Source organism: Streptomyces sp. NPDC031466 (genome assembly GCF_055581265.1).
The window spans coordinates 140,259-162,348 of the sequence record NZ_JBVIJT010000015.1 but is presented as its reverse complement, the minus strand read 5'-3'; the positions used below and the strand labels follow the sequence as shown (position 1 = coordinate 162,348).

The window sequence follows — 22,090 nt, the reverse complement described above, 5'->3', positions numbered from 1 at the left end:
TCAAGTATCCTGGCTCTTCGGTCGCGCATACGTCCGCGACTTCGGCTGCCCGCCCAAGCCTCGGTTCCGAGGCACTGGACGCGGCGGCCCCTCCTCATGAACTTCCAGGATTCGAAAGCAGGAAAAGCCCTGAGTGCTCGCCTTGACCACCGCAACCCTCTCGTGTTCGACACACACGAGCTGGGTCGGCGTCCCGGTGCGCTGCAGCGGCTGACCCGTGAGATCGAGGCGCCCGGCCCGCCGGGCACCCTCGGCATCGAAGGGGTCATCGGAGTGCCGCAGGGCGCCCCGGTCCAGCTGGAGATCCGCCTTGAGTCGGTCATGGACGGGGTGCTTGTCACAGGCACCGCCCGTGCGTCGGCGCAGGGGGAGTGCGTAAGGTGTCTGGAGCCGCTAGAGCTGGAGCTCGACGCGGACTTCCAGGAGATGTTCTCGTACCCTGACGCCGACGACCGGGGCCGCAGCAGTGCGGAGCCGGCCGACGACGCCGAGGAAGACGAGGACAGGCTCTTCCTCGAGGACGGCTTGTTCGACCTCGAGCCTGTGCTGCGTGATGCGGTGGTGCTCGCACTGCCGATGCAGCCGGTGTGCCAGGAAGACTGCCCGGGCCTGTGCTCCCAGTGCGGAGTGCGGCTCGCGGACGACCCGGACCACCACCATGACGCCGTCGACATTCGTTGGGCGGCACTGCAGGGACTCGCCGGGACCATCCAGGACGGCGAGAAGGACGAGATGAGCGGCGCCGGCGAAGCGGGCGTCGACGAGAAGCAGGAGAAGTAGCCGTGGCTGTTCCGAAGCGGAAGATGTCGCGCAGCAACACGCGCCACCGCCGGTCGCAGTGGAAGGCTGCGGTCCCCACCCTGGTTTCGTGTGAGCGTTGCCAGGAGCCCAAGCAGCAGCACATCGCGTGCCCGAGCTGCGGCACCTACAACAAGCGCCAGGTCCTCGAGGTCTGAGCGGCTGGTGAGAGGCACCGTGTCTAGCCCCAAGAAGGCGGAAGACGCCAAGAAATTGGCGGAGACAACGGCCTCGTCCCACACGCTTCTGGAAGGGCGGCTCGGGTACAAGCTCGAGTCCGCCCTTCTGGTGCGTGCGCTGACCCACCGTTCGTACGCGTACGAGAACGGCGGCCTGCCGACGAACGAGCGTCTGGAGTTCCTCGGGGACTCCGTGCTCGGCCTCGTCGTCACGGACACGCTGTACCGCACCCACCCCGATCTGCCCGAAGGCCAGCTGGCCAAGTTGCGGGCCGCGGTGGTCAATTCGCGTGCGCTGGCGGAGGTCAGCCGCGGCCTCGAACTCGGCTCCTTCATCCGGCTCGGCCGGGGCGAAGAGGGCACGGGCGGCCGGGACAAGGCATCCATCCTCGCCGACACCCTGGAAGCGGTGATCGGCGCGGTCTATCTGGACCAGGGTCTGGACGCGGCGGGCGAGCTGGTGCACCGGCTCTTCGACCCGCTGATCGAAAAGTCCTCGAACCTGGGCGCGGGCCTGGACTGGAAGACCAGTCTCCAGGAGCTGACCGCGACGGAGGCCCTCGGCGTGCCCGAGTACCTCGTCACGGAGAGCGGCCCCGACCACGAGAAGACCTTTACTGCTGCCGCCCGCGTCGGAGGCGTCTCGTACGGCACCGGCACCGGCCGCAGCAAGAAGGAAGCGGAGCAGCAGGCCGCGGAGTCCGCCTGGCGTGCGATTCACGCCGCGGCGGACGAGCGGAAGAAGGCGGCCGAGGCCGCCGTCGCTGCCGCGCGGCCCGAGGGGATCGCCGACACCCCCTCGGTCTGACGGCCGCCTATCCTTTGATGCCGGTCGCCCCTCATGGGGCGGCCGGCATCGTGCGTGCTGGAGGAGACCAATGCCCGAGTTGCCCGAAGTCGAAGTCGTCCGGCGTGGCCTGGAGCGCTGGGTCAGCGGCCGGGTCGTCGCAGACGTGCAGGTACTGCACCCGCGCGCCGTGCGGCGCCACCTCGCGGGCGGGGAGGACTTCGGGGCCCGGCTCAAGGGGCACCGCGTCGGGCCCGCCCGGCGGCGCGGCAAGTACCTCTGGCTGCCGCTCGCCGACTCCGGGCAGTCGGTCCTCGCCCACCTCGGCATGAGCGGCCAGCTCCTGGTGCAGCCGCACGACGCCGCCGACGAGAAGCACCTGCGGATCCGGGTGCGCTTCGACGACGTCCAGAGCACCGAACTGCGCTTCGTCGACCAGCGGACCTTCGGCGGGCTCTCCCTCCACGACAACACCGCCGACGGCCTGCCCGACGTCATCGCGCACATCGCGCGGGACCCGCTCGACGCCGCGTTCGACGACGACGCCTTCCACCTCGCGCTGCGCCGCCGCCGTACGACGATCAAGCGGGCGCTGCTCGACCAGTCGCTGATCAGCGGCGTCGGCAACATCTACGCGGACGAGGCGCTGTGGCGCGCCCGACTGCACTACGAGCGGCCCACCGCCACCTTCACCCGCCCCCGCACGGCCGAACTCCTCGGCCACGTACGGGACGTGATGAACGCGGCCCTCGCCGTCGGCGGCACCAGCTTCGACAGCCTCTACGTCAACGTGAACGGCGAATCGGGCTACTTCGAGCGGTCGCTGGACGCCTACGGCCGCGAGGACCGGCCCTGCCGCCGCTGCGGCACCGCGATCCGTCGCCGCCCCTGGATGAACCGGTCCAGCTACTTCTGTCCGCGCTGTCAGCGGCCGCCGCGCGTGGCGTCGTAGCGCTCCCGCGCCTGGAGGACCTCGCCCTGGCGGTCCTCCACGAACTGGATCAGGCCGACCAGCCGCCCGGCGATCTCCCGCCCCAGCGCGGTGAGTTCGTAGTCGACGCGTGGCGGGTTGGTCGGCTGCGCGTCACGCCGCACCAGGCCGTCGCGCTCCAGGGCGTGCAGGGTCTGGGAGAGCATCTTCTCGCTCACCCCGTCGACACGGCGGCGCAGTTCGTTGAAGCGGAATGTGCCGTCGTGCAGCGCGCCGAGGGTGAGCGCGCCCCAGCGTCCGGTGACGTGCTCCAGCGTGCTCCGGGAGGAGCACTGCCGGGAGAACACGTCGTACGGCAGGTCCGTGGCGTCCATGAGGGCACCTTACTCCCGCACAGCGCTGACCGTGGGTTAGTGCCCTGCGTCGGTGCCTCACGGCGTCCGCGTAGGACTCAGAAGCCGAAGTCCTGCGTCCACCACGGGCCGCCCGGCGCGAAGTGGGCGCCGACTCCCATGGTCTTGTAGTCGCAGTTCAGGATGTTGGCGCGGTGGCCGGGACTGGCCATCCAGGCGGCCATCACCGCGCGGGCGTCGGCCTGGCCGCGGGCGATGTTCTCGCCGCCCAGGTTCGCGATGCCCGCCTTCTCGGCGCGGTCCCACGGTGTCGCGCCGTCCGGGTCGGTGTGGTCGAAGAAGCCGCGCTCGGCCATGTCCTCGCTGAAGCGGCCGGCCAGTGCGGCGAGCCCGCCGTCGGCGGTCACCGGACGGCAGCCGGTCTTGGCCCGCTCTTCGTTGACCAGCGTGAGCACCTGGGCCTCGGCGGCGCTCTCCCCGGAGGTCGACGGTGCCCTCGGCGCGGGAACCCGCGGCTTGCGCGCGGGCGGCTCCGCGGGCCTGCGGGAGGGTGCCGCCGTCGGCTTGCCCGCGTCATCGGGCTTCGGCGCCCGGGACGACGGCTTCTCCGAGGGCTTCCCCGCGGGCTTCTCGGACGGTGTCCGCGACGGCTTCGGGGCGGTCTTCGAGGGCGTGGGCTCAGGACTCCGGGAGCGGTCGGTGCCCCGGCTCGGCGACGGCTCACCGCGCTCGGCGCCGCCCTGCGAGCCACCCTGGGCGGCGACGTCGGCGGGAGCGCTCGCCGAGCGCACCTCGCCGGAACCGTCACCGCCACCGAGGCGGTAACCGTCGGTCCCGGGCAGGACGCCCGTGGCGACCGCGACGGCGCCCATCGCGACGGCGGCGGAGACACCGAGCAGACCGGTGCGCAGCGGGGCGGCGGCCCCGCCCCTGCGGCGGTGCGACACCGTCGCCGGGTGGCTGTCGGGGGTGGCGGCGGCCCGCACAGCGCCGGAGCGTCGGTGGCGTCCCATCTCCTGGCCTTTCGTTCTTTCGCGACGATCTTTATGATCAATGTTTATGATCAAGGGGACTCACCCATACGGGTGAGGTTCATCGAGTCGCGACTGTACGCGATGGCTTATGGGGCCGAAGTGCTCCAAGGGCAATTGGCCGGTTAGCGTGCACCCATGAATGAAGAAGTGCGACTCACCGCCTGGGTGCGGGGACGCGTTCAGGGTGTGGGTTTCCGCTGGTTCACCCGGGCCAAGGCCCTGGAGATCGGCGGCCTGAGTGGTTTTGCTCTCAATCTTCAGGACGGCCGCGTCCAAGTGGTCGCCGAAGGCCCCCTCGCCGGCTGCCAGGCACTGCTCGACTGGCTCCGCGAGGGCGACACACCCGGCCGGGTCGACGGCGTCACCGAGATCTGGGACACACCGCGTGGCATATACGAGACCTTCGCCATCCGCTGACCCTGACCCGGACGGACGTCACCGGACGGGTAGGGCGAGGTCCCCGTCCGGGTGTCCCGGGCAACTGCCCGCGGCAGGAAAGACCTGGTGGTTGCCAAGAACGACAGGGCGTGGCAGGCTCCGCGGATAACGATGATCTCCACGCCCCAAGGGCCCCGCAGGAGAAGCAGCGCCGCCTGGTCCAAGGCCGCGCGCCCCCGGGTCGCCCGCCGATACGGGGTGTGATCGTGTTGACCGTCAAACTTTTTGGTGAGACTCTGGAAGCCCCGCGCACCTTAACTGTTTGGCATGTGAGAACGGCCGGCAAGACCAGCAGAACAACGAGTGCCAAGCACCGCGGGTGCCATTCCCTCACGACCCACACCGCACCGCTTCGGTCGGTCACTCATTGTGGAGGACCATCCATCATGGCAAAGGCGCTTCTCGGTTACGTCGGCGGCAGCGACCCGCGACTCCTCGCCGAGATGCGACGGCTCCAGCAGCGCGTCCAGGACCTGGAATCCGAGCTCGTTCGGATCCAGCAGGAGAACGACGCGCTCGCGGCTGCCGCTTCTCACGAATCGCTCATGGAGAGCATCGACGTACCCCAGGCGGAGCCTGCGCTCACCTGACCGCACTTGATCCAGTAGCATCGGCGCCTTCCCGTGAAGGCACCTCGCGATAAGCACGTGGTCAGGCTGCCCTGTCAGCTGCTGTCTCCAGATCTGCAAGGGACGCTTCGGCGTCCCTTCTTTCTTTTCCCCCGCATACGCTGCTTCCTTTACCGTCTGATGTGCCCTGCACCTTCATCGGTGAAACGGTCAGTGAAAGGTAGAGTCCGACGGCGTGCATCTCAAGGCCCTGACCCTGCGCGGATTCAAGTCCTTCGCGTCGGCCACGACACTGAAGTTCGAACCGGGCATCACCTGCGTCGTCGGACCGAACGGCTCCGGCAAGTCCAACGTCGTGGACGCGCTCAGCTGGGTCATGGGGGAGCAGGGCGCCAAATCCCTGCGCGGCGGGAAGATGGAGGACGTCATCTTCGCCGGCACCACCGGGCGCCCCCCGCTCGGCCGCGCCGAGGTCTCCCTCACCATCGACAACTCCGACGGCGCCCTGCCCATCGAGTACGCCGAGGTCACCATCACGCGGATCATGTTCCGCAACGGCGGCAGCGAGTACCAGATCAACGGCGAGACCTGCCGCCTCCTCGACATCCAGGAACTGCTCTCCGACTCCGGCATCGGCCGCGAGATGCACGTCATCGTCGGCCAGGGCCAGCTCGACGGCGTGCTGCACGCCGACCCCATGGGGCGCCGCGCCTTCATCGAGGAGGCCGCGGGCGTCCTCAAGCACCGCAAGCGCAAAGAGAAGGCCCTGCGCAAGCTCGACGCGATGCGCGCCAACCTCGCCCGCGTCCAGGACCTGACCGACGAGCTGCGCCGCCAGCTCAAACCGCTCGGCCGGCAGGCCGCCGTGGCCCGCCGGGCCGCCGTCATCCAGGCCGATCTGCGTGACGCCCGGCTGCGGCTGCTCGCCGACGACCTCGTACGGCTGCGTCAGGCGCTGACCGCCGAGATCGCCGACGAGGCCGCCCTCAAGGAACGCAAGGAACGCGCCGAGTCCCTGCTCAAGGCCGCCCTCCAGCGCGAGGCACAGCTGGAGGAAGAGGTGCGGCGCCTCACCCCGCGCCTCCAGCGGGCCCAGCAGACCTGGTACGGACTCTCGCAGCTCGCCGAACGGGTGCGCGGCACCGTGTCGCTGGCCGACGCCCGGGTCAGGAGCGCCACCGCCGCGCCCCTCGAGGAGCGGCGCGGACGCGACCCCGAGGACATGGAGCGCGAGGCCGCGCGGATCCGGGAACAGGAAGCCGAGCTCACCGCCGCCCTGGAGGCCGCCGAGCGGGCGCTGGACGACACGGTCGCCCACCGTGCCGAGCTGGAGCGGCAGTTGGCGGTCGAGGAGCGGCGGCTCAAGGACGTGGCCCGGGCCATCGCCGACCGGCGCGAGGGCCTCGCCCGGCTCGGCGGCCAGGTCAACGCGGCCCGTTCGCGCGCCGCCTCCGCCCAGGCGGAGATCGACCGGCTGGCCCTCGCCAGGGACGAGGCCGCCGAGCGCGCGGTCGCCGCCCAGGAGGAGTACGAGCAGCTCAAGGCAGAGGTGGACGGGCTCGACGCGGACGACGCCGAGCTCGGCGCGCGGCACGACGCGGCCAAGCGGGACCTCACCGAGGCAGAGGCCGCGCTCACCGCGGCGCGGGAGGAGGCGACCGCCGCCGAGCGCAAGCGGGCCGCGGTCGCCGCCCGCCACGACGCGCTCGCCCTCGGACTGCGGCGCAAGGACGGCACCGGCGCGCTGCTCGCCGCCAGGGACCAGCTGACGGGCCTCCTCGGCCCCGCCGCCGAACTCCTCACCGTCGCCCCCGGATACGAGGTGCCGGTCGCCGCCGCGCTCGGCGCCGGGGCCGACGCCCTCGTGGTGAGCGGACCGGGCACCGCGGCCGACGCCATCCGGCTGCTGCGCAAGCAGGACGCGGGACGGGCGGCGCTGCTGCCGGCCGGCGCCCCGGACGAGGTACGGCCGGGGCGCGCCGATGGACCGCCGTACGTCGCGGATCTCGTGCGGGGACCCGAGGAGCTGATGCCGGCCGTGCGGCGGCTGCTGCGCGGGATCGTCGCCGTCGGCACGCTGGAGGACGCCGAGGACCTCGTCTACGCCCACCCGGAGCTGACCGCCGTCACCGCCGAGGGCGACCTGCTCGGCGCGCACTTCGCGCAGGGCGGCTCCGCCGGGGCGCCCAGCCTGCTGGAGGTGCAGGCCTCCGTGGACGAGGCCGCGGCGGAGCTGGCCGAACTGGCGGTGCGGTGCGAGGAACTGGCGGCGGAGCAGAGCCGGGCCGGGCAGCGGCGGGCGACATGCGCCGCGCTCGTCGAGGAGTTGGGGGAGCGGCGCAGGGCCGCCGACCGGGAGAAGTCCTCCGTAGCCCAGCAGTTGGGGCGGCTCGCGGGGCAGGCGCGGGGCGCCTCGGGCGAGGCCGAGCGGTCCGCCGCCGCGGCGGCCAAGGCCCAGCAGGCCCTGGAGCGCGCGGTCGAGGAGGCCGAGGAACTCGCGGAGCGGCTCGCGGTGGCCGAAGAGGCGGCCGCCTCCACCGAGGGCGGGGAGGAGGAGCCCGACACCTCCGTGCGCGACCGGCTCGCCGCCGACGGGGCCAACGCCCGCCAGACCGAGATGGAGGCCAGGCTCCAGGCGCGTACGCACGAGGAGCGGGTGAAAGGGCTCGCCGGGCGGGCCGACTCCCTGGACCGGGCCGCCCGCGCCGAGCGCGAGGCACGCGCGCGTGCCGAGCAGCGCAAGGCGCGGCTGCGCCATGAGGCCGCCGTCGCCGAAGCCGTCGCCTCCGGAGGGCGCCAGCTGCTCGCCCACGTCGAGGTCTCCCTCGTACGCGCCGACGAGGAGCGCGCCGCGGCCGAGCGGGCCAAGGAGGTGCGGGAGCGGGAACTGGCCGCCGAACGCGGCCGGGGGCGAGAGCTGAAGGCGGAACTCGACAAACTGACGGATTCAGTCCACCGCGGCGAGGTACTCGGTGCCGAGAAGCGGCTGCGGATCGAGCAGCTGGAGGCCAAGGCACTGGAGGAACTCGGTGTGGAACCGGCGGGACTCGTGGCCGACTACGGCCCCGACCAGCTCGTGCCGCCCTCGCCCCCCGCCGAGGGGGAGGAGCTGCCGCAGGACCCGGAGCACCCGCGCAACAGTCCGGTGCCGTTCGTCCGCGCCGAGCAGGAGAAGCGGCTCAAGTCAGCCGAACGGGCGTATCAGCAGCTCGGGAAAGTGAATCCGCTGGCCCTGGAGGAGTTCGCGGCGCTGGAGGAACGGCACCAGTTCCTCAGCGAGCAGCTGGAGGACCTGAAGAAGACGAGGGCCGACCTCCTCCAAGTGGTGAAGGAGGTCGACGAGCGCGTCGAGCAGGTCTTCACCGAGGCCTACCGGGACACGGCCCGGGAGTTCGAGGGCGTCTTCTCGCGGCTGTTCCCCGGCGGCGAGGGACGGCTCGTGCTGACCGACCCGGACAACATGCTCGCGACGGGCGTGGACGTCGAGGCCCGGCCGCCGGGCAAGAAGGTCAAGCGGCTCTCGCTGCTCTCGGGCGGTGAGCGGTCGCTGACGGCCGTGGCGCTGCTCGTCTCGATCTTCAAGGCGCGGCCCAGCCCGTTCTACGTCATGGACGAGGTCGAGGCGGCGCTGGACGACACGAACCTCCAGCGGCTGATCCGGATCATGCAGGAGCTCCAGGAGGCCTCGCAGCTCATCGTGATCACGCACCAGAAGCGCACGATGGAGGTCGCGGACGCGCTCTACGGCGTCTCGATGCAGGGCGACGGCGTCTCCAAGGTGATCAGCCAGCGGCTCCGCTAGCCGCCGCCGGCTCGCTCCGTCCTGCCGTCCACGAGGAACTGTCTTCAACACTTGAACATGAGCAGCCTCACGATGCCTGAAAATTCACAGCTCAACAACTATTGACTTCGAAACTTGAAGGCATAGTCTCTGCAACGTTGCTTTTACCTTCAGGTGGTGGGCGGCGTGAAGTTGTGCGCCACTTGAAGAGCTCGCCCCCACCCCCGGCAGTGCAGCCGGTGGCCCGAGGAGTACATGTGACCAGCACATCGCAGGCGCCACAGTCCGGAGCCAGAGAGGCCCATCCGGACCATCTCGGCCATGTCATCTTCATTACGGCGGCCGCCGCGATGGGTGGCTTCCTGTTCGGCTACGACAGTTCGGTGATCAACGGCGCGACCGTCGCCATCCAGCACCGTTTCGACGTCGACGCCAACACGCTCGGCTGGATCATCGCCACCGCGCTGCTCGGCTGTGCCGTCGGTGCCGCCGTCGCCGGTCGCGTCGCCGACCGCATCGGGCGCATCCGGTGCATGCAGATCGCGGCCCTGCTCTTCGCGGCCAGCGCCATCGGCTCCGCCCTGCCCTTCGCGGCCTGGGACCTGACCATGTGGCGCCTGATCGGCGGCATCGGCATCGGCATGGCCTCGGTGATCGGCCCGGCGTACATCGCCGAGGTCGCGCCCCCCGCCTACCGCGGCCGGCTCGCCTCGTTCCAGCAGGCCGCCATCGTCATCGGCATCGCGGTCTCCCAGCTGGTCAACTGGGGCATCCTGAACATGGCCGACGGCGACCAGCGCGGCAAGCTGATGGGCCTGGAGGCCTGGCAGTGGATGCTCGGCGTCATGGTCATCCCTGCCGTCCTGTACGGCCTGCTGTCCTTCATCATCCCCGAGTCGCCGCGCTTCCTGATCTCGGCCAACCGGCAGACCGAGGCGAAGAAGGTGCTCGGCGAGGTCGAGGGCCACGCCATCGACCTGGACGCCCGCGTCGCGGAGATCGAGCACGGCCTGCACCGCGAGCACAAGCCGTCCTTCAAGGACCTGCTCGGCAAGGTCGGCTTCCTGCCGATCGTCTGGATCGGCATCGGCCTCTCGGTCTTCCAGCAGCTCGTCGGCATCAACGTGATCTTCTACTACTCGAACCAGCTGTGGCAGTCGATCGGCAAGGACCCCTCCAGCTCGTTCCTGTACTCGTTCGAGACCTCGATCGTGAACATCGTCGGCACGGTCATCGCGATGATCTTCGTCGACCGCATCGGCCGCAAGCCGCTGGCGATCATCGGCTCCGCGGGCATGGCCGCCGCGCTGTTCACCATGGCCTGGGCGTTCTCGTACCGGACCGGCTCCGGTGACGACGTCTCGCTGCCCAACGCGCAGGGCCTGACCGCGATCATCGCCGCCAACGCCTTCGTGCTCTTCTTCGCCCTGTCCTGGGGTGTGGTCGTCTGGGTGCTGCTCGGCGAGATCTTCCCCAACCGGATCCGCGCCGCCGCGCTCGGTGTGGCCGCCTCCGCGCAGTGGCTCGCCAACTTCGCGATCACCAAGACCTTCCCGAGCATGTCCGAGTGGTCGCTGAGCGGCTCGTACATCATCTACGGCGCGTTCGCCGCGATCTCGATCCCCTTCGTCATGAAGTTCGTCAAGGAGACGAAGGGCAAGGCCCTGGAGGAGATGGGCTAAACCCCGCTGCCCCCTCCTCATCAGGAAGCTGCCCCGGCTGAAGGACTCGTGCTCACTTGTCCTTGAGCCGGGGCAGTACGTTTTCGCAGAAGTGGTGCAGACTGCGCCAGCCCTCGTCCACCGGCATCCCGCCGACGAGCGGATGCAGGACGAGGTTAGCGGCGTCCTCCTTCGCGTACGCCACGCACTCCTCGGGCGTCAGGACGCGGTAGACGCCCTCCGCGCGCAGCCCGGCCACGGTGGTCGCCGCCGACCTCACCGCCGAGCGGATGTCCTTGGACTGCCAGGAGGCGTAGGTGCGGGCCTCGTGCAGGAAGTGCTCGCCGTGTTCGGCCCAGGCGCGGTCGGGGTCGTCGGCGATGTGCAGCAGCGGGGTCTTCGCGGCGGGCATCATCGTCCAGCCCTCGGTGCCGTGCTCCGCCAGCTGCCGGTGGTAGTACGCCTCCAGGTCGGGCAGGTGCGCGCTCGGGAAGAACGGCAGACCGAGGCGGGCCGCGCGCCGGGCCGCCGCCTTCGAGGAGCCGCCGACCAGCAGCAGCGGATGGGGCTGGGTGAAGGGGCGCGGGGTGACGCGCACCCTGCGGTCGCGGAAGGTGAACGGCTCGCCCGTCCAGGCCTTGAGCAGCGTGTCGAGCAGTTCGTCCTGGAGCCGGCCCCGGTGCCTGAAGTCGACGCCCGCCCGCTCGTACTCCTCGGGCCGGTAGCCGATCCCCGCCACGGTGACCAGCCGGCCGCCGCTGAGCAGATCGAGCACGGCGACGTCCTCCGCGAGCCGCAGCGGATCGTGCAGCGGGCCGATGATCGCGGAGACCGTCACCGCGATCCGCCGCGTCGCCCCGAGGACCGCGCCGGCGAAGACGAAGGGGGAGGGCAGCCAGTTGTTCTCGGCGCCGTGATGCTCCTCCGTCTGGATGGTGGCGATACCCCGGTCGTCCGCGTACGCGGCCATCTCCAGCGCCGCCTGGTAGCGCTCGCTGAGTGAGGCGGGCGTCGCCGCGGGATCGACGAGGTTGAACCGTACGACTGTGGTGGGCATGGGAACGTCCCCCTTCACCGTGCGTGGGCGGCGAAGGGGGACGTTAGCTGACGTGAAGTCAGATGAATAGCCTCGTACGGGACTCGCCCCGCCCCCGCGCGGAACTTGGCGGGGATCAGGCGGCCGCGGGGGCGCCGGGCCTCAGGCGGAGACCAGCTCCGTCTCACCCTGGCCGGTCGCGTCCTTCTCGACCGGCGGGGTCTTGGGCAGCAGCGCGTACAGCACGGCCGCGACGACGATCGTGGTCAGCCAGCCGAGGCCGTGGCGGCCGATCCAGGACGTGGCGAGCGGACCGCTGAACCAGTCGACCTTCGTGAAGAGCAGGCCCACGATCAGGGCGAGCGCCCACGCGGTCATGGCCTGCCAGGCGAAGCCCGCCTTGTACCAGTAGGCACTCGTGCGCCCGGTGTCCATCAGGGCCCGGCCGTCGTACGTCGTGCGGCGCAGCATGTCGATGCCGAAGACACCGATCCAGGCGGAGAAGGCGACGGCGAGCAGGGTGAGGAAGGAGATGAACGAGCCCATGAAGCTGGTGGCCACGTTCATCAGGATGTAGCCGAAGATCAGGCTGATGACGGCGTTCACGCTGACCGCCCACGCGCGCGGGACCTTGATGCCGAGGGTCATCGCGGTGAAGCCCGCGGAGTACATCGACATGGAGTTGATCAGCAGCATGCCGACCAGGGCCATGATCAGGTACGGCACCGCGATCCACGTCGGCAGCAGCGAGCCGAGGAAGGACACCGGGTCCTGCGCGGTGGAGAGCTTCGGCGCGGAGACCGCCATGACGGCGCCCATCAGGACCATCGGGACGACCACGATGGCGGCGCCGCCGACCGCGTGGCCGACCAGCGGCCTGTTCGAGGCGTTGCGCGGGAGGTAGCGGGTGAAGTCGGGGCCGGTGGGGACCCAGCTGATGCCGCCGGCGGCGATGGTGCCGACGCCCGCGACCATCATCGCGGTGGAGCCCGCGGGCTTGTCGAAGACGGCCGACCAGTCGGTCTCGGCCAGGAGGTAGATCAGCACGAGCACGCTGAACGCGCCGAAGGCGTACGTCGACCACGTGCTGCAGATGTGCAGGATCTTGCGGCCCAGGCCGCTGATCAGGAACGTACAGGCGACGAAGGCGACCAGCGTGACGACGGTCAGCCAGGTGCTCGACTCCACGCCGAAGCAGATGTCCAGGACCGTGATGATCGCGTACGCGCCCGTGACCGCGTTGATCGTCTCCCAGCCCCAGCGGGCGACCCAGATCAGCGCGCCGGGGAAGAGGTTGCCGCGCTGGCCGAAGACCGCGCGCGAGAGCGTCATGCCCGGCGAGCCACCGCGCTTGCCGGAGATGGAGATCAGGCCGACCATGCCGTAGCTCAGCAGGGGGGAGACCAGCGCGACGACCAGGACCTGCCAGAAGTTCAGGCCGTTGGAGACCACCAGGCCCGCGCCCATGGTGAGCAGCAGGACGCTGATGTTGGCCGCCACCCAGGTGGGGAACAGCTCGCGGGTGCGGCCCGTGCGCTCGGCGTCCGGGACGGGTTCGAGGCCGCGTGTTTCGAGGGCGCCTTCGGGTTCGGCGGTGGTGCTGCTCATGGGGGTGGGTCCGTGCCTCTCGCTCGGCTCGCAACGTCGCGATCCGTCGGTGGGGGTAATCGCGATGGACTCTACGCGCGTTGATGCGGGGACATCCATCGTACTTTAATCCGAGTAGTGGCTTCTAGGGGCATATGTTCTTTGGAGGAAGACACAATCTGGGCCCCGGGGAGGGCCATGGCGGATACTGGGTGGGTTATGGAAATCGTCATCCTTGCTGTAGTCATCGCCGTGGTCGTGATCGGCGCGCTCGGCGGGCTCGTGATCGGCAGCCGCAAGAAGAAGCAGCTGCCCTCGCAGGCCCCGTCCTCCGCGCCCACCATCACCGCCCCTCCCGCCGAACCGAAGGTCGGCGACGAGGCCGAGACGCCGCGCGACGAACCGCGCCGCACGATCGAGGAGGTGGAACTCCCGCTCGTCGAGCCCTCGGCGACGGCCCCGGTCGTCGTGGAGGAACCGGCCGCCCCGCAGATCGAGACCCCCGAGCCCACCGCCGGCCGCCTGATCCGGCTGCGCGCCCGGCTCTCCCGCTCGCAGAACGCGCTCGGCAAGGGGCTGCTCACGCTGCTGTCCCGCGAGCACCTCGACGAGGACACCTGGGAGGAGATCGAGGACACCCTGCTGACGGCGGACGTCGGCGTCGCACCCACCCAGGAGCTGGTCGAGCGGCTGCGCGAGCGCGTGCGCGTGCTCGGCACCCGCACCCCTGACGAGCTGCGCACGCTGCTGCGCGAAGAGCTGATCGCGCTGCTCGGCACGGGCGCCGGCACGGACTTCGACCGGACCGTGCGGACCGAGTCGGGCCTGGAGACGCCCGGCATCGTGATGGTCGTCGGGGTGAACGGCACCGGCAAGACCACCACCACCGGCAAGCTCGCGCGCGTCCTGGTCGCCGACGGCCGCTCCGTCGTCCTCGGCGCCGCCGACACCTTCCGCGCGGCCGCCGCCGACCAGCTGCAGACCTGGGGCGAGCGCGTCGGTGCCCGCACGGTCCGCGGTCCCGAGGGCGGCGACCCCGCGTCGATCGCCTTCGACGCGGTCAAGGAGGGCATCGCCGAGGGCGCGGACGTCGTCCTCATCGACACGGCGGGCCGCCTGCACACCAAGACCGGCCTGATGGACGAGCTGGGCAAGGTCAAGCGCGTCGTGGAGAAGCACGCCCCGCTGGACGAGGTGCTGCTGGTCCTGGACGCCACGACCGGGCAGAACGGCCTGGTGCAGGCGCGGGTCTTCGCCGAGGTCGTGGACATCACGGGCATAGTCCTGACCAAGCTCGACGGCACCGCCAAGGGCGGCATCGTCGTCGCCGTCCAGCGCGAACTGGGCGTGCCGGTCAAGCTCATCGGCCTCGGCGAGGGCGCGGACGACCTGGCGCCGTTCGAGCCGGAGGCGTTCGTGGACGCGCTGATCGGGGAGTAATTCCACCATGTCGCCGTACGTGTAGGAGCCGAGCCGCGCTCTTACGTACGGCGTACCCCAAGGCCCCCTCGCACGGTGTGTGGTGAGGGGGCCTTTGCCTGCCCGCCGGCCCGCGAAGGCCGAGCGCCACGGACGTCGGCGCCTACGCCGGGGAGCGGTGCGCCACGTACGCCAGCGTGCCGAGCAGGAGCCGCGCCTGCGGCGGGTCCGTCGCCGTGTCGAGCGCGGGGGAGCGCAGCCAGCGGACGGGGCCGAGACCGCCGCGGTCGGACGGGGGCGCCGTGATGTGGTCGCCCGGGCCGAGGCCGTGCAGGTCCAGGTCGGCGTCGTCCCAGCCCATGCGGTAGAGCAGTCGGGGGAGTTCGGCGGCGGCGCCCGGAGCGACGAAGAACTGCGCACGGCCCTCGGGCGTGACCGTCACCGGCCCCAGCGGCAGGCCCATCCGCTCCAGCCGGACCAGCGCCCGCCGCCCCGCCGTCTCCGCCACCTCGATCACGTCGAAGGCCCGCCCCACCGGCAGCAGCACGGCCGCGCCGGGGAACTCGGCCCAGGCGTCCGCCACTTCGCCGAGCGTGGCCCCGGCCGGGATCTCCGGGGCGAAGCCCAAGGGGTGCGCCCCGGGGACGGCGCAGTCCGGGGTGCCGCACGAGCAGGCGCCGTCCAGGGCGCGGGCACCGGGCACCGCGGCCCAGCCCCACAGCCCCGTGTACTCCGCCACCGCCGTGCAGTCCGAGGGGCGGCCGCGCCGCTTTGAACCGGTCCGGAGCCTGTCGGTCCCCCGGGTGCCGCCGATCGTGAAGCCCATGCCCCCTCCAACGGGTCGAGCGTGCCGCGGTTACGTGAGGGAATCGGAACGTGACCCTCTGTTCTTGAGACGGCGCTTGGTGGTCTCAGGGGTGGTGCGCCCGGCGACATGCGCCCCGGCGCACTCCTTTCCGCCACTTTCTGTCGTCCGGTGTCAAGTCAATCGCGCGCAGTGGAGCGGGAGTTCATGCGAAGGGGTGGCGAATGGTGGCGTTTCCGCGATCGCCCTCGCCGGGGCGGTGATCGTAGGATTACTTTGAGTACACGTCCCTCGGATTTCGAGCACCCGCGGGTATGCCGGAGGCAAGTCGGTTTCCTGTTCGACGGGTGACATTCTCCGGACGGACGGCCGCGACAGGCGGCATTCTGTTAGGGCTTGGACAGTGCGCAGCGCGGATTGCGCGCGGTGTCTTCAGGATGGGGGCGTTCCAGTGGGCGGCAGTGGCGGAAGCGGTACGAACGCTGAGAAGCGCCCCAATGAGATGCTCACGTCCTGGTTCGCGCGCAGCGGCTGGTCCAAGGGCGAGCTGGCGCGCCAAGTGAACCGCAGAGCGCGGCAGTTGGGCGCCCACCACATCTCCACGGACACCTCCCGGGTGCGCCGCTGGCTGGACGGCGAGAATCCCCGCGAGCCGATCCCGCGCATCCTCTCCGAGCTGTTCTCCGAGCGGTTCGGCTGCGTCGTCGCCGTCGAGGACCTGGGGCTGCGCGCCGCACACCGCACCCCCGCCTCCTCCGGGGTCGACCTGCCCTGGACCGGGCCGCAGACCGTAGCGCTCATCAGCGAGTTCTCGCGCAGCGACCTCATGCTGGCCCGCCGGGGCTTCCTAGGCACCTCCCTCGCGCTCTCCGCGGGACCCGCCCTCATCGAGCCCATGCAGCGCTGGCTCGTGCCCTCGCCGCCGGCGCCCCGCGAGGAGCCCGAGCCCGCCGCGTCGCGGCGCCCGGCGCGCCTGTCCAAGCCCGAGCTGGACCTGCTGGAGTCCACCACGGTGATGTTCCGCCAGTGGGACGCCCAGTGCGGGGGAGGGCTCCGGCGCAAGGCCGTCGTCGGTCAGCTGCACGAGGTGACGGACCTGTTGCAGGAGCCCCAGCCCGCGGCCACCGCCAAGCGCCTGTTCAAGGTCGCGGGCGAGCTGGCCGAGCTGGCGGGCTGGATGAGCTACGACGTGGGCCTGCAGCCGACCGCCCAGAAGTACTTCGTCCTGGCCCTGCACGCCGCGAAGGAAGCGGGCGAGAAGCCCCTCGGGTCGTACATCCTCTCCAGCATGAGCCGCCAGATGATCCACCTGGGCCGGCCGGACGACGCGCTCGAACTGATCCACCTCGCGCAGTACGGCAGCCGGGACTGCGCCGGCCCCCGCACCCAGGCGATGCTGTATGCGATGGAGGCCCGCGCCTACGCCAACATGGGCCAGCCCGGCAAGTGCAAGCGGGCCGTCCGGATGGCCGAGGACACCTTCGCCGACGCGGAGGAGTTCGACGAGCCCGAGCCGGACTGGATCCGCTTCTTCTCCGAGGCCGAGCTGAACGGCGAGAACGCCCACTCCTACCGCGACCTGGCCTATGTGGCGGGCCGCAGCCCCACGTACGCCTCGCTGGCCGAGCCCGTCATGGACCGCGCCGTGGAACTCTTCGGGGCGGACGCCGAGCACCAGCGCTCGTACGCCCTGAACCTCATCGGCAAGGCCACCGTCCACCTGCTGCAACGCGAGCCCGAGCAGTGCACGGTCCTCGCCGGGCAAGCCCTCGACATCGCCAAGAAGGTCCGCTCCGAGCGGGTGAACACCCGCCTGCGCAAGACCGTCGACACCGCCGTACGGGACTTCGGGGACGTCTCCGAAGTCGTCCACTTCACCGAACGGCTCGCCATCGAGATGCCGGAGACCGCGGAGGCGGTCTGAGTCCCGGCACGACCGGCCCCGGCCGCGGAGACCATCCCGAACGCCCGACTCGGCTCCCCCGCCAGGTCAGCCGGATGGCCGCCGCGGCCGGTTCTCGCGCCGTGGGCAGGGTAGGAAATCGCACCCCGCGTGACCCGGCAGTTCATGGACGCGTAACACGCACGACCTCTTCGTCACCGATGTGAAACATCGAGGGGCGCCCGCCGAAACCGCGCTGCGCCAATCTCATGGCGCATAACCGGCCCACAGCCCCGACCTCCCCAGGAGCACGGGCCCCCTCGGTACCGCACAGGCTTCGCCCGCACGGGCCGCATACGACGAGGAGACGCCGATGCCCCCAGGCATCACGATCGCCGCAGACGCCCCCGAGCTGTCCGCCGCGAACACCGGGTTCATGCTCATCTGTTCCGCCCTGGTGATGCTCATGACACCGGGACTGGCCTTCTTCTACGGAGGCATGGTCCGCGTCAAGAGCACGCTGAACATGCTGATGATGAGCTTCATCAGCCTGGGGATCGTCACCATCCTCTGGGTGCTGTACGGCTTCTCCGTCGCGTTCGGCACCGACCACGGCAGCCTCTTCGGCTGGGAGGGCGACTACGTCGGGCTCAGCGGCCTCGGCATCAACCAGCTCTGGGACGGCTACACCATCCCGGTCTACGTCTTCGCCGTCTTCCAGCTGATGTTCGCCGTCATCACACCCGCGCTGATCAGCGGCGCCCTCGCGGACCGCGTGAAGTTCACGGCCTGGGCGCTGTTCGTCGCCCTGTGGGTGACGGTCGTGTATTTCCCCGTCGCGCACTGGGTGTGGGGCACCGGCGGCTGGGCCTTCGAGATGGGCGTCATCGACTTCGCGGGCGGCACGGCCGTGCACATCAACGCCGGTGCCGCGGCGCTCGGCGTGATCCTCGTCATCGGCAGGCGCGTCGGCTTCAAGAAGGACCCGATGCGGCCCCACTCCCTGCCGCTCGTGATGCTCGGCGCGGCCCTGCTGTGGTTCGGCTGGTTCGGCTTCAACGCCGGCTCGTGGCTCGGCAACGACGACGGCGTCGGCGCGCTCATGTTCGTCAACACGCAGGTCGCCACCGCCGCGGCCATGCTCGCCTGGCTCACCTACGAGAAGATCCGCCACGGCGCCTTCACCACGCTCGGCGCGGCCTCCGGCGCGGTCGCCGGCCTCGTCGCCATCACCCCGGCCGGCGGCTCCTGCTCGCCGCTCGGCGCCATCGCCATCGGCGCGATCGCCGGTCTGCTGTGCGCGATGGCCGTCGGCCTGAAGTACCGGTTCAACTTCGACGACTCGCTCGACGTCGTCGGGGTCCACCTGGTCGGCGGGATCGCCGGCTCCATCCTCGTCGGGTTCTTCGCCACCGGCGGCGGGCAGTCGAAGGCGCAGGGCCTGTTCTACGGCGGCGGCCTGGAGCAACTGGGGAAGCAGCTCGCCGGCGTCGGCGCCGTCCTCGCGTACTCCCTCGTCGCCTCGGCGGTGCTCGCCTTCCTGATCGACAAGACGATCGGCATGCGGGTCGGCGAGGATGACGAGGTCGCGGGCATCGACCAGGTCGAACACGCCGAGACCGCCTACGACTTCAGCGGCGCGGGCGGCGGCACCGCCCCGCGTACGACGGCGCTTCCCGGCCCGGTCGTGGCCGGCACCCAGGTTCAGCGGAACAAGAAGGTGGACGCATGAAGCTCATCACGGCGGTCGTCAAACCGCACCGGCTCGACGAGATCAAGGAGGCGCTGCAGGCCTTCGGCGTCCAGGGCCTGACGGTGACCGAGGCCAGCGGGTACGGACGCCAGCGCGGACACACCGAGGTCTACCGGGGCGCCGAGTACACGGTGGACCTCGTGCCGAAGATCCGTATCGAGGTACTCGTCGAGGACGACGACGCCGATCAGGTCCTGGAGGTCGTGGTCAAGGCCGCCCGTACCGGGAAGATCGGCGACGGCAAGGTCTGGAGCGTCCCGGTCGACACGGCCATCCGGGTACGCACGGGGGAGCGCGGCCCCGACGCGCTGTGACACGCGGCCGGAACTGAGCGGAACGGGGCGGGACCGACCGGGGCGGACCGGGACTGAACGGCACTGAACGGGAGCTGCTGGGTGACGAGTGTGGACGTACGAACCGACACGGAAGCGGAAGACTCCGGACCCAGCGGCTACGCGGCGGCCCGGCTGCGGCTCCTCCAGGAGGAGTCGCGGCCCGGGCCGCCGCGCCGTGCCGCCCTGTCCGGGCTCACCGACGACTGGCTCGCCGGGCTCTTCCAGGCCGGCGCCCGGCTGATGCCGCGCGGCGTGGCACTCGTCGCGGTGGGCGGCTACGGCCGCGGCGAACTGTCGCCGCGCAGCGACCTCGATCTGCTCCTCCTGCACGACGGGAGCGCGGCCGCCGCGGACGTGGCGGCCCTCGCCGACCGCCTCTGGTACCCCGTCTGGGACCTCGGGCTCGCCCTCGACCACTCCGTGCGCACGCCGGCCCAGGCCCGCAAGACCGCCGGGGAGGACCTCAAGGCGCACCTCGGCCTCCTCGACGCGCGGCACGTCGCGGGCGACCTCGGGCTCACCGCGGGGCTGCGCACCGCCGTCCTCGCCGACTGGCGCAACCAGGCCCCGAAACGGCTGCCCGAACTGCGCGAACTGTGCGAGGAACGGGCCGAACGGCACGGCGAGTTGGGCCACCTCCTCGAACCCGACCTGAAAGAGGCGAGGGGCGGGCTGCGCGACGTCACGGCGCTGCGGGCCGTCGCCGCCTCCTGGCTCGCGGACGCGCCGCGCGAGGGCCTCGCCGACGCCCGCCGGCGCCTGCTCGACGTGCGCGACGCGCTGCACCTCACCACCGGTCGGGCCACCGACCGGCTCGCCCTCCAGGAGCAGGACCAGGTCGCCGACGCACTCGGCCTGCTCGACGCCGACATCCTGCTGCGACAGGTGTACGAATCCGCCCGCGTCGTCTCCTACGCCAGCGACGTCACCTGGCGCGAGGTCGGGCGGGTGCTGCGGGCCCGGTCCGTGCGGCCGAGGCTGCGCGCCATGCTGGGCGGTCGAGCGGCGCCCGCCGAGCGGACGCCGCTGGCCGAGGGCGTCGTGGAGCACGACGGCGAGGCCGTGCTCGCCCGCACCGCCCGGCCCGAACGGGACCCCGTCCTGCCGCTGCGCGCCGCCGCGGCCGCCGCCCAGGCCGGACTCCCGCTCTCCCTGCACGCCGTACGCCGCCTCGCCGCCTCCGTACGCCCCCTGCCCGCGCCGTGGCCGGCCGAGGCGCGCGAACAGCTGGTGACGCTGCTCGGCGCGGGGCGGCCGACCGTCGAGGTGTGGGAGGCGCTGGAGGCGGAGGGCCTGATCACCCGGCTGCTGCCCGACTGGGAGCGGGTGCGGTGCCGGCCGCAGCGCAACGCCGTCCACACGTGGACGGTCGACCGGCACCTGGTGGAGACGGCGGTCCGGGCCGCCGAGCTGACGCGCCGGGTCGGGCGGCCCGACCTGCTCCTGGTGGCCGCGCTCCTGCACGACATCGGAAAGGGCTGGCCGGGGGACCACTCCACGGCCGGCGAGGTCATCGCCCGCGATGTCGCGGCCAGGGTCGGCTTCGACGCCGCCGATGTGGCCGTCGTCGCCCGCCTCGTACGGCACCACCTGCTGCTCGTCGAGACCGCCACGCGGCGCGACCTCGACGACCCGGCGACGGTACGGGGGGTCGCCGAGGCCGTCGGGACGGTCGGCACCCTGGAGCTGCTGCACGCCCTGACCGAGGCGGACGCGCTCGCCACCGGTCCGGCCGCCTGGTCGGCATGGCGGGGCGCACTCGTCACCGACCTGGTGAGGCGGGTGACGGCGGTGCTCTCCGGGGGCGAGCCGAGTGAAGCCGCCCCGGAAGGGGCGGCGCCCACGGCCGAGCAGGAGCGGCTCGCGGTGGAGGCGTTCCGCACGGGCGGGCCGGTCCTCGCGCTGCGGGCGCGGGCGGAGGGAGGGGCCGAGCCCTCGACGGGGTCTGCGGAGGCCCCTTCGGAGGCGCCCTCGGAGGGCCCCTCGGAGGGCCCCTCGGAGGGCCCCTCGGAGGGCCCCGAACCGCTCGGGGTCGAGCTGCTCATCGCCGTACCGGAGCAGCCCGGGGTGCTGTCCGCCGTGGCCGGGGTGCTGGCGGTGCACCGGCTCACCGTGCGCACGGCGGAGCTGCGGGAGGTCGCGCTGCCGTCCGGGATCGAAGGCGCCGGGGGTTCGGTGCTGCTGCTCGACTGGCGGGTGGCGGCGGAGTACGGATCCCTGCCGCAGGCCGCACGGTTGCGGGCCGACCTGGTGCGGGCGCTCGACGGGTCGTTGGACATCGCGGGGCGGCTGCGGGAACGGGACGCGGCCTATCCCAGGCGGCGCGGCTGCGCGGCCCCGCCGCCGCGCGTGACGGTGGCGCCGTCCGGCTCACGCCTCGCGACGGTCATCGAGGTCCGGGCCCAGGACGCGCCGGGCCTGCTGCACCGCATCGGGCGGGCGCTGGAGGCGGCCGGGGTCAGGGTGCGCAGCGCCCACGCCTCGACCCTGGGCGCGAACGCGGTGGACGCCTTCTACGTGACGGGCGAGGATGGCGGGCCGCTGTCCGGCCCGCGGGCGGCCGAAGTGGCCCAAGGGGTCGAGGGGGCGCTGCGCGAGGCGGGATGAGTCGGCGGGCCGGCGTGTGACGCGGGGGAGGCAGGGGCACAGGACGACGGGGCGGGCCCAGGCCGCCCCGGGAAGAACCGCCCGGAGCCCCGGACACCGCCGCACGCCAGATACTCTGGAAGGCGACCTGTCAGC

General features: G+C 71.6%; 18 protein-coding genes. 13 read left to right on the top strand and 5 right to left on the bottom strand.

Annotated elements, in window-relative coordinates:
- Positions 1–96 precede the first annotated feature (96 nt).
- The 4 genes from ACZ5GP_RS31770 (at position 97) to mutM (ending at position 2,716) form a co-directional block, all read left to right on the top strand.
- Positions 97–780 (top strand): YceD family protein, encoded by a 684-nt coding sequence (locus ACZ5GP_RS31770; protein WP_468754144.1) that lies wholly within the window; start codon positions 97–99, stop codon positions 778–780.
- A 2-nt stretch (positions 781–782) separates the two neighbouring features.
- A complete protein-coding gene (gene rpmF, locus ACZ5GP_RS31765) occupies positions 783–956 on the top strand; it encodes a 50S ribosomal protein L32 (RefSeq protein WP_026165248.1) in 174 nt (57 codons plus the stop codon).
- 7 nt (positions 957–963) lie between these two features.
- On the top strand, positions 964–1,785 hold the full coding sequence (gene rnc, locus ACZ5GP_RS31760; protein WP_468754143.1) for a ribonuclease III: 822 nt from the start codon (positions 964–966) through the stop codon (positions 1,783–1,785).
- Positions 1,786–1,855: 70 nt separating this feature from the next.
- The gene (mutM, locus tag ACZ5GP_RS31755) at positions 1,856–2,716 is read left to right on the top strand and encodes a bifunctional DNA-formamidopyrimidine glycosylase/DNA-(apurinic or apyrimidinic site) lyase (RefSeq protein WP_468754142.1); all 861 of its coding nucleotides are present in this window, start codon (positions 1,856–1,858) and stop codon (positions 2,714–2,716) included.
- Here mutM and ACZ5GP_RS31750 read toward each other — a convergent pair.
- Complete coding sequence (locus tag ACZ5GP_RS31750) at positions 2,689–3,069, bottom strand: winged helix-turn-helix transcriptional regulator (protein ID WP_468754141.1); 381 nt, start codon at positions 3,067–3,069, stop codon at positions 2,689–2,691. The two genes, mutM and ACZ5GP_RS31750, sit on opposite strands and share 28 nt — an antisense overlap.
- A gap of 77 nt (positions 3,070–3,146) precedes the next feature.
- Complete coding sequence (locus ACZ5GP_RS31745; RefSeq protein ID WP_468754140.1) at positions 3,147–4,061, bottom strand: CAP domain-containing protein; 915 nt, start codon at positions 4,059–4,061, stop codon at positions 3,147–3,149.
- Between the two features lie 156 nt (positions 4,062–4,217).
- Here ACZ5GP_RS31745 and ACZ5GP_RS31740 point away from each other — a divergent pair, with 156 nt between their 5' ends.
- The 4 genes from ACZ5GP_RS31740 to ACZ5GP_RS31725 all read left to right on the top strand — a co-directional run bounded on the left by ACZ5GP_RS31740 (position 4,218) and on the right by ACZ5GP_RS31725 (position 10,552).
- Positions 4,218–4,499, top strand: a complete 282-nt coding sequence (locus ACZ5GP_RS31740) for an acylphosphatase (protein ID WP_468754139.1) — start codon at positions 4,218–4,220, stop codon at positions 4,497–4,499.
- A 407-nt stretch (positions 4,500–4,906) separates the two neighbouring features.
- Complete coding sequence (locus tag ACZ5GP_RS31735) at positions 4,907–5,110, top strand: hypothetical protein (RefSeq protein WP_030787543.1); 204 nt, start codon at positions 4,907–4,909, stop codon at positions 5,108–5,110.
- 214 nt (positions 5,111–5,324) lie between these two features.
- Positions 5,325–8,891 (top strand): chromosome segregation protein SMC, encoded by a 3,567-nt coding sequence (gene smc, locus ACZ5GP_RS31730; protein ID WP_468754138.1) that lies wholly within the window; start codon positions 5,325–5,327, stop codon positions 8,889–8,891.
- 236 nt (positions 8,892–9,127) lie between these two features.
- Positions 9,128–10,552, top strand: coding sequence for a sugar porter family MFS transporter (locus ACZ5GP_RS31725; RefSeq protein WP_468754137.1), 1,425 nt, complete (start codon positions 9,128–9,130; stop codon positions 10,550–10,552).
- A gap of 52 nt (positions 10,553–10,604) precedes the next feature.
- Here the strand turns inward: ACZ5GP_RS31725 and ACZ5GP_RS31720 are convergent, their stop codons facing one another.
- Together ACZ5GP_RS31720 and ACZ5GP_RS31715 are read right to left on the bottom strand one after the other, a co-directional pair.
- A complete protein-coding gene (locus tag ACZ5GP_RS31720; protein ID WP_468754136.1) occupies positions 10,605–11,588 on the bottom strand; it encodes an LLM class flavin-dependent oxidoreductase in 984 nt (327 codons plus the stop codon).
- A 141-nt stretch (positions 11,589–11,729) separates the two neighbouring features.
- Positions 11,730–13,175 (bottom strand): purine-cytosine permease family protein, encoded by a 1,446-nt coding sequence (locus tag ACZ5GP_RS31715; protein ID WP_468754135.1) that lies wholly within the window; start codon positions 13,173–13,175, stop codon positions 11,730–11,732.
- Positions 13,176–13,373: 198 nt separating this feature from the next.
- On the opposite strand from ACZ5GP_RS31715, the gene ftsY reads away from it, so the two are divergent.
- A complete protein-coding gene (gene ftsY / locus ACZ5GP_RS31710; protein WP_468754134.1) occupies positions 13,374–14,594 on the top strand; it encodes a signal recognition particle-docking protein FtsY in 1,221 nt (406 codons plus the stop codon).
- Between the two features lie 142 nt (positions 14,595–14,736).
- Here the strand turns inward: ftsY and ACZ5GP_RS31705 are convergent, their stop codons facing one another.
- Positions 14,737–15,399 (bottom strand): bifunctional DNA primase/polymerase, encoded by a 663-nt coding sequence (locus ACZ5GP_RS31705; RefSeq protein WP_468754133.1) that lies wholly within the window; start codon positions 15,397–15,399, stop codon positions 14,737–14,739.
- Positions 15,400–15,829: 430 nt separating this feature from the next.
- On the opposite strand from ACZ5GP_RS31705, the gene nsdA reads away from it, so the two are divergent.
- The 4 genes from nsdA to ACZ5GP_RS31685 all read left to right on the top strand — a co-directional run bounded on the left by nsdA (position 15,830) and on the right by ACZ5GP_RS31685 (position 21,955).
- Positions 15,830–17,302 carry a transcriptional repressor NsdA gene (gene nsdA / locus ACZ5GP_RS31700; RefSeq protein ID WP_468754132.1) on the top strand — a complete coding sequence of 491 codons (1,473 nt, stop codon included), beginning with the start codon at positions 15,830–15,832 and terminating at the stop codon, positions 17,300–17,302.
- Between the two features lie 331 nt (positions 17,303–17,633).
- Positions 17,634–18,992, top strand: coding sequence for an ammonium transporter (locus ACZ5GP_RS31695; RefSeq protein WP_468754131.1), 1,359 nt, complete (start codon positions 17,634–17,636; stop codon positions 18,990–18,992).
- Positions 18,989–19,327 (top strand): P-II family nitrogen regulator, encoded by a 339-nt coding sequence (locus tag ACZ5GP_RS31690; protein ID WP_358589193.1) that lies wholly within the window; start codon positions 18,989–18,991, stop codon positions 19,325–19,327. The genes ACZ5GP_RS31695 and ACZ5GP_RS31690 overlap by 4 nt, the downstream gene beginning before the upstream one ends.
- A gap of 81 nt (positions 19,328–19,408) precedes the next feature.
- A complete protein-coding gene (locus tag ACZ5GP_RS31685) occupies positions 19,409–21,955 on the top strand; it encodes a [protein-PII] uridylyltransferase (protein ID WP_468754130.1) in 2,547 nt (848 codons plus the stop codon).
- Positions 21,956–22,090 lie beyond the last annotated feature (135 nt).

Bases quoted from the DNA above. Each gene is read 5' to 3' on its own strand.
- ACZ5GP_RS31770 (WP_468754144.1), top strand. From the start codon at position 97: ATGAACTTCCAGGATTCGAAAGCAGGAAAAGCCCTGAGTGCTCGCCTT.
- mutM (WP_468754142.1), top strand. From the start codon at position 1,856: ATGCCCGAGTTGCCCGAAGTCGAAGTCGTCCGGCGTGGCCTGGAGCGC.
- ACZ5GP_RS31750 (WP_468754141.1), bottom strand. From the start codon at position 3,069: ATGGACGCCACGGACCTGCCGTACGACGTGTTCTCCCGGCAGTGCTCC.
- ACZ5GP_RS31745 (WP_468754140.1), bottom strand. From the start codon at position 4,061: ATGGGACGCCACCGACGCTCCGGCGCTGTGCGGGCCGCCGCCACCCCC.
- ACZ5GP_RS31740 (WP_468754139.1), top strand. From the start codon at position 4,218: ATGAATGAAGAAGTGCGACTCACCGCCTGGGTGCGGGGACGCGTTCAG.
- ACZ5GP_RS31735 (WP_030787543.1), top strand. From the start codon at position 4,907: ATGGCAAAGGCGCTTCTCGGTTACGTCGGCGGCAGCGACCCGCGACTC.
- ACZ5GP_RS31720 (WP_468754136.1), bottom strand. From the start codon at position 11,588: ATGCCCACCACAGTCGTACGGTTCAACCTCGTCGATCCCGCGGCGACG.
- ACZ5GP_RS31715 (WP_468754135.1), bottom strand. From the start codon at position 13,175: ATGAGCAGCACCACCGCCGAACCCGAAGGCGCCCTCGAAACACGCGGC.
- ftsY (WP_468754134.1), top strand. From the start codon at position 13,374: ATGGAAATCGTCATCCTTGCTGTAGTCATCGCCGTGGTCGTGATCGGC.
- ACZ5GP_RS31705 (WP_468754133.1), bottom strand. From the start codon at position 15,399: ATGGGCTTCACGATCGGCGGCACCCGGGGGACCGACAGGCTCCGGACC.
- ACZ5GP_RS31695 (WP_468754131.1), top strand. From the start codon at position 17,634: ATGCCCCCAGGCATCACGATCGCCGCAGACGCCCCCGAGCTGTCCGCC.
- ACZ5GP_RS31690 (WP_358589193.1), top strand. From the start codon at position 18,989: ATGAAGCTCATCACGGCGGTCGTCAAACCGCACCGGCTCGACGAGATC.